We start from the raw sequence: 5,075 nt of genomic DNA on the forward strand, positions 1-5,075 counted from the left end.
CGTGATGGCAACACTCATGAGCTGAAAACCGCTTTGGGTGTCGCCCTGAGCCCTGACGGCCAACACCTGTACGTAACGACCTATTTAGGAGGGACCCTGTCGGTGTACAACGTGGACAGCGATGGCGCACTCTCCAATCTCCGTATTTACCGTAGCGACAACATTTATGAGCTGGACGGCGCCTGGAATGTCGCCCTGAGTCCCGACGGGCAGCACCTGTACGTAACGGCCCTTATCGGGGATGCCCTGTCGGTGTACGACGTGGCCAGCGATGGCGCACTCTCCAACCCCCGTATTTACCGTCACGGGAACATTCATCAGTTGAATGGCGCCTGGGGTGTAGCCCTGAGTCCCGACGGGCAACACTTGTACGTTACGGCCCATGACAGGGATACTCTGTCGGTGTACGACGTGGCCAGCGACGGCGCGCTCTCCAATCGCCGTTATTTAGCTTCTAATAATAAGCTGTTCGGTGTCAGGGATATGACACTGAGCCCCGACGGGCAACACCTGTATGTAACGGCCTCTAAGCGGCGTGAGGGTACTCTGTCGGTGTACGACGTGGCCAGCAACGGCACGCTCTCCAACCCTCGTGTCTATCGTAACGGCGCGCTCTCCAACCCTCGTGTCTATCGTAACGTCGATACTCATGAGCTGAACGTTGACTTATCTATCGTGGCATATTGCGTATCTATCGTGTTAATAACATTCATAGACTGTGCGGTGGTTAGGATGTCACCCTGAGCCCCGACGGGCAACACTTGTACGTAACAGCCTATAAGGGGGATGCCCTGTCGGTGTACGACGTGGCCAGCGACGGTTCTCTCTCCAATCCCCGTATTTACCGTGACGACAAGACTTATAAGCTTCCCATAGTCGCAGTGCCCGGGGCGATAGTGTCTGTGGTGGTTGTCGAAATGATCTACAAGGCTTTACACCGTGCAAAACCCCAAAGCGCCATTGATTAAATGACGAAAAGTAGTGACACACTGCTGAGTTAGGAGAGCGCTATTCCGGGACGCTATTCCAGCACACCCGCCCGTACAAAACAGGCTCAATAAAGGTTGTCACCTCGTCCCCAGAAAACTGAACTACACTGGATGTCCACCCAAAGGAGTTGGGAAGAGCCGGAACCGGATACCTCCATAACCAGCGGGTACAAGGGCCATAATTCATGACATTCAGTGCAAAATCATCAGCGGCAACACCAAGCACGGTTTTTTCTGCAAGGAAAGCCCCTTGGCCGTGCTGGCAGAGTGTCTGTGTCTTTGTGGCTCAGCTGGCAATCACCAGCCTTTGCGTACTGCAACCTGCTAGTGGTGAGGTGGTAAATGAGCCGGGGTCTCTCATTAACCCGGTCATTTACCATAACGACGACACTCATGAGCTGGACGGTGCTGCAGGTGTCGTCCTCAGTCCCGACGGGCAACACCTGTACGTAACGGCCTCTGTAGGGGATGCCCTGTCGGTGTACGACGTGGCCAGCAACGGCACACTCTCCAACCTCCGTATTTACCGTAACGACGACACTCATGAGCTGGACGGCGCTACGGGTGTCATCCTCAGCCCCGACGGGCAGCATCTGTATATAACGGCCGCTGAGGGGGATGCCCTGTCGGTGTACGACGTGACCAGCGACGGCGCGCTCACCAACCCCCGCATTTACCGTAACGACGGCACTCATGAGTTGGACGGTGCTTTGGGTGTCGCCCTGAGCCCCAATGGGCAACACCTGTACGTAACGGCCACTTGGGGGCATGCCCTGTCGGTGTACGACGCGGCCAGCGACGGCACGCTCTCCAACCCCCGTATTTACCGTAACGACGACACTCATGAGCTGGACGGTGCTGCGGATGTCGCCCTCAGCCCCGACGGGCAACACCTGTACGTAACGGCCTTTTTTGGGAATGCCCTGTCGGTGTACGACGTGGCCAGCGGCGGCTCGCTCTCCAATCCCCGTATCTATCGTGACGACGACACTCATGAGCTGAGCGGTGCCAGGAATGTTGCCCTGAGCCCCGACGGACAACACCTGTACGTAACGGCCACTATTGGGGATACCCTGTCGGTGTACGACGTGGCCAGCGACGGCGCGCTTTCCAACCCCCGTATTTACCATAATAACGACACTCATGAGCTGGACGGTGCCCAGGGTGTTACCCTGAGCCCCGACGGACAACACCTGTACGTAACGGCCACTATTGGGGATACCCTGTCGGTGTACGACGTGGCCAACGACGGAGCGCTCTCCAATCCCCGTATTTACCGTAACGGCGACACTCATGAGCTGGACGGTGCTTTGGGTGTCGCCCTCAGCCCCAACGGGCAACACCTGTACGTAACGGCCTATGAGGGGGATGCCCTGTCGGTGTATCAGGTGGTCCAGGCTGTGGAAACAAACACCTCCTTATACTCCCTCGAACATTCAGCCAGCATTAACCCCGGCATGGACACACATACCCTGGTCTACTCTCTCACGCATTCAGCCATGACGAGCCCGAGCCTGGAAGGCCGCCCGATATCCACTGACGGGTTTTCTCCTTCCATAACGCCTTCTATGACATCTTCCATGATGCCTTCCATTGAAGTGGAAGGAGAGAACGAAAGAGATTATGGAACTATTGCTGGCGCGGTCACTACCGGAGCCGTAGTGACCGGGGCGGTTGTATCTGTGGTGATCGGAATGGTCTGCTGGGCTACACACCGTACAAAACTCAAAAGCGCCATTTATGAAATGCAGAACAAGCAGTGACACACTGATCTGTCCGTACAAAACAGGCTCAATAAAGGTTGTCACCTCGTCCCCAGAAAACTGAACTACACTGGATGCCCACCCAAAGGAGTTGGGAAAAGCCAGAACCGGATACCTCCATAACCAACGGGTACAAGAGGTCATAACTCATGATATTCAGTGCAAAACCATCAGCGGCAACACCAAGCACGGATTTTTCTGCCAAGAGGGTGAAAGCCCCTTGGTCATGCTGGCGGGGTGTATGTATCTTTGTGGCTAAGTTGGCAGTCACCAGCCTTTGCGTACTGCAACCTGCTAGTGGTGAGGTGGTTGATGAGCCGGGGTCTCTCATTGACCCGGTCACTTACCATAACGGCAAAATTCATGAGCTGAATGGCGCCAGTGGTGCCGTCCTCAGCCCCGACGGGCAACACCTGTATGTAATGGCCTATTTTGGGGATGCCCTGTCGGTGTACGACGTGGCCAGTGACGGTACGCTTTCCAACCCCCGTATTTATGGTGACGGTAACACTCATGAGCTGGACGGCGCTTTTGGTGTCGCCCTCAGCCCCGACGGGCAACACCTGTACGTAACGGCCGCTTTAGGGAATGCCCTGTCGGTGTACGACGTGGGCAGCGACGGTGCGCTCTCCAACCCCCGTATTTACCGTGACGGCGACACTCATGAGCTGAACGGCGCTATGGGTGTCGCCCTGAGCCCCGACGGGCAACACCTGTACGTAACAGCCTTTTTGGGGAATGCCCTGTCAGTGTACGACGTGGCCAGCGACGGCTCTCTCTCTAATCCCCGAATTTATCGTAGCAGCAACCCTCATGATCTGTTCCGTGCCTTGGATGTTATCCTGAGCCCCGACGGGCAACACCTGTACGTAACAGCCTTTTTGGGAGATGCCCTGTCCGTATACGACGTGGCCAGCGACGGCGCGCTCTCCAACCCCCGTATTTACCGTAGCGACAACACTCATGAGCTGGACGGTGCCTGGGTTGTTACACTGAGTCCCGACGGGCAACACCTGTACGTAACGGCCTATGACGGGGACGCCCTGTCGGTGTACGACGTGGCCAGCGATGGCGCACTCTCCAACCCTCGTATCTATCGTGACGGCAACACTCATGAGCTGAACGGTGCCCTGGATGTTACCCTGAGCCGCGACGGGCGACACGTGTATGTAACGGCCTTTGTTGGGAATGCCTTGTCAGTGTACGACGTGGCCAGCAACGGTGCGCTCTCCAACCCCCGTATTTACCAGGACAGCAACTCTAGTAAGCTGAACGGTGCTATTAGTGTCGCCCTGAGCCTCGACGGGCAACACCTGTACGTAACGGCCGGTAAGGGGCATGCCCTGTCGGTGTATCAGGTGATCCATGACACCTCCCGTTGATGAGATGGAAGGGGAGAATGAAAGAGATTATGGAGCTGTCGCTGGCACGGTCACTTCCGGAGTTGCAGTGATCGGGGCGGCGGTTATCGGAAGGGTCTGCTGGGCTTAACACCGTGCAAAACAGGCTCAATGAAGGTTGTCCTGTCGCCCCCAGAAAACTGAATTACACTGGATGTCCACCCAAAGGAGTTGGGAAGAGCCGGAACCGGATACCTCCATAACCAACGGGTGCGAGAGGCATAACTCATGATATTCAGCGCAAAAAAATCAACTGCAACACAAAGCACAGCTTTTTCTTCCAGAAGGGTAAAAGCCCTTTGGCCACGCTGGCAGGGTGCCTGTGTCTTTGTGGTTCAATTAGCAGTGATCAGCCTGTGCATACTACAACCTGCCAGTGGTGAGGTGGTTAATGAGCCGGGCTCTCTCATTAACCCGGTCACTTACCATAACGGCAACACTCATGAGCTGAACGGCGCTACGGGTGTCGTTCTCAGCCCCGACGGGCAACACCTGTACGTAACGGCCTATTTGGGGAATGCCCTGTCGGTGTACGACGTGGCCAGCGACGGCACGCTCTCCAACCCCCGTATTTACCGTGACGACGACACTCATGAGCTGGACGGCGCTTTGGGTGTCGACCTTAGCCCCGACGGGCAACACCTGTACGTAACGGCCTTTGACGGTGATGCCCTGTCGGTGTATGACGTGGCCAGCGACGGCGCGCTTTCCAACCCCCGTATTTACCATGACTTCGACACTCATGAGCTGGACGGCGCTAGAAGTGTTGCCCTCAGCCCCGAAGGGCAACACCTGTACGTAACAGCCTTTTTGGGGGATGCCCTGTCAGTGTACGACGTGGCCAGCGACGGCGGGCTCTCGAACCCTCGTATCTATCGTGACGGCAACACTCATGAGCTGAACGGTGCCCTGGATGTTACCCT

At 56.4% G+C, this 5,075-nt stretch carries 6 protein-coding genes; all 6 read left to right on the plus strand.

Annotated elements, in window-relative coordinates:
* The coding region (locus GZ78_RS23050; RefSeq protein WP_034841529.1) for a lactonase family protein at window positions 1-744 on the plus strand (744 nt) is incomplete at its 5' end.
* A 17-nt stretch (window positions 745-761) separates the two neighbouring features.
* Window positions 762-968: a hypothetical protein gene (locus tag GZ78_RS29150; RefSeq protein ID WP_152558903.1), complete on the plus strand. Its 207-nt coding sequence runs from the start codon at window positions 762-764 to the stop codon at window positions 966-968.
* A 206-nt stretch (window positions 969-1,174) separates the two neighbouring features.
* A complete protein-coding gene (locus GZ78_RS23055) occupies window positions 1,175-2,752 on the plus strand; it encodes a lactonase family protein (protein ID WP_034841532.1) in 1,578 nt (525 codons plus the stop codon).
* Window positions 2,753-3,003: 251 nt separating this feature from the next.
* Window positions 3,004-4,134: a lactonase family protein gene (locus tag GZ78_RS23060; protein WP_161787475.1), complete on the plus strand. Its 1,131-nt coding sequence runs from the start codon at window positions 3,004-3,006 to the stop codon at window positions 4,132-4,134.
* Window positions 4,118-4,243 (plus strand): hypothetical protein, encoded by a 126-nt coding sequence (locus GZ78_RS30735; protein WP_269078788.1) that lies wholly within the window; start codon window positions 4,118-4,120, stop codon window positions 4,241-4,243. The genes GZ78_RS23060 and GZ78_RS30735 overlap by 17 nt, the downstream gene beginning before the upstream one ends.
* 137 nt (window positions 4,244-4,380) lie before the next feature.
* The coding region (locus GZ78_RS23065) for a lactonase family protein (RefSeq protein ID WP_034841537.1) at window positions 4,381-5,075 on the plus strand (695 nt) is incomplete at its 3' end.

The sequence above is a fragment of the Endozoicomonas numazuensis genome, assembly GCF_000722635.1.
GTDB lineage: Bacteria > Pseudomonadota > Gammaproteobacteria > Pseudomonadales > Endozoicomonadaceae > Endozoicomonas_A > Endozoicomonas_A numazuensis.

Coding starts and splice junctions, on each gene's coding strand:
- GZ78_RS23055 (WP_034841532.1), top strand. CDS start 1,175: ATGACATTCAGTGCAAAATCATCAGCGGCAACACCAAGCACGGTTTTT.
- GZ78_RS30735 (WP_269078788.1), top strand. CDS start 4,118: ATGACACCTCCCGTTGATGAGATGGAAGGGGAGAATGAAAGAGATTAT.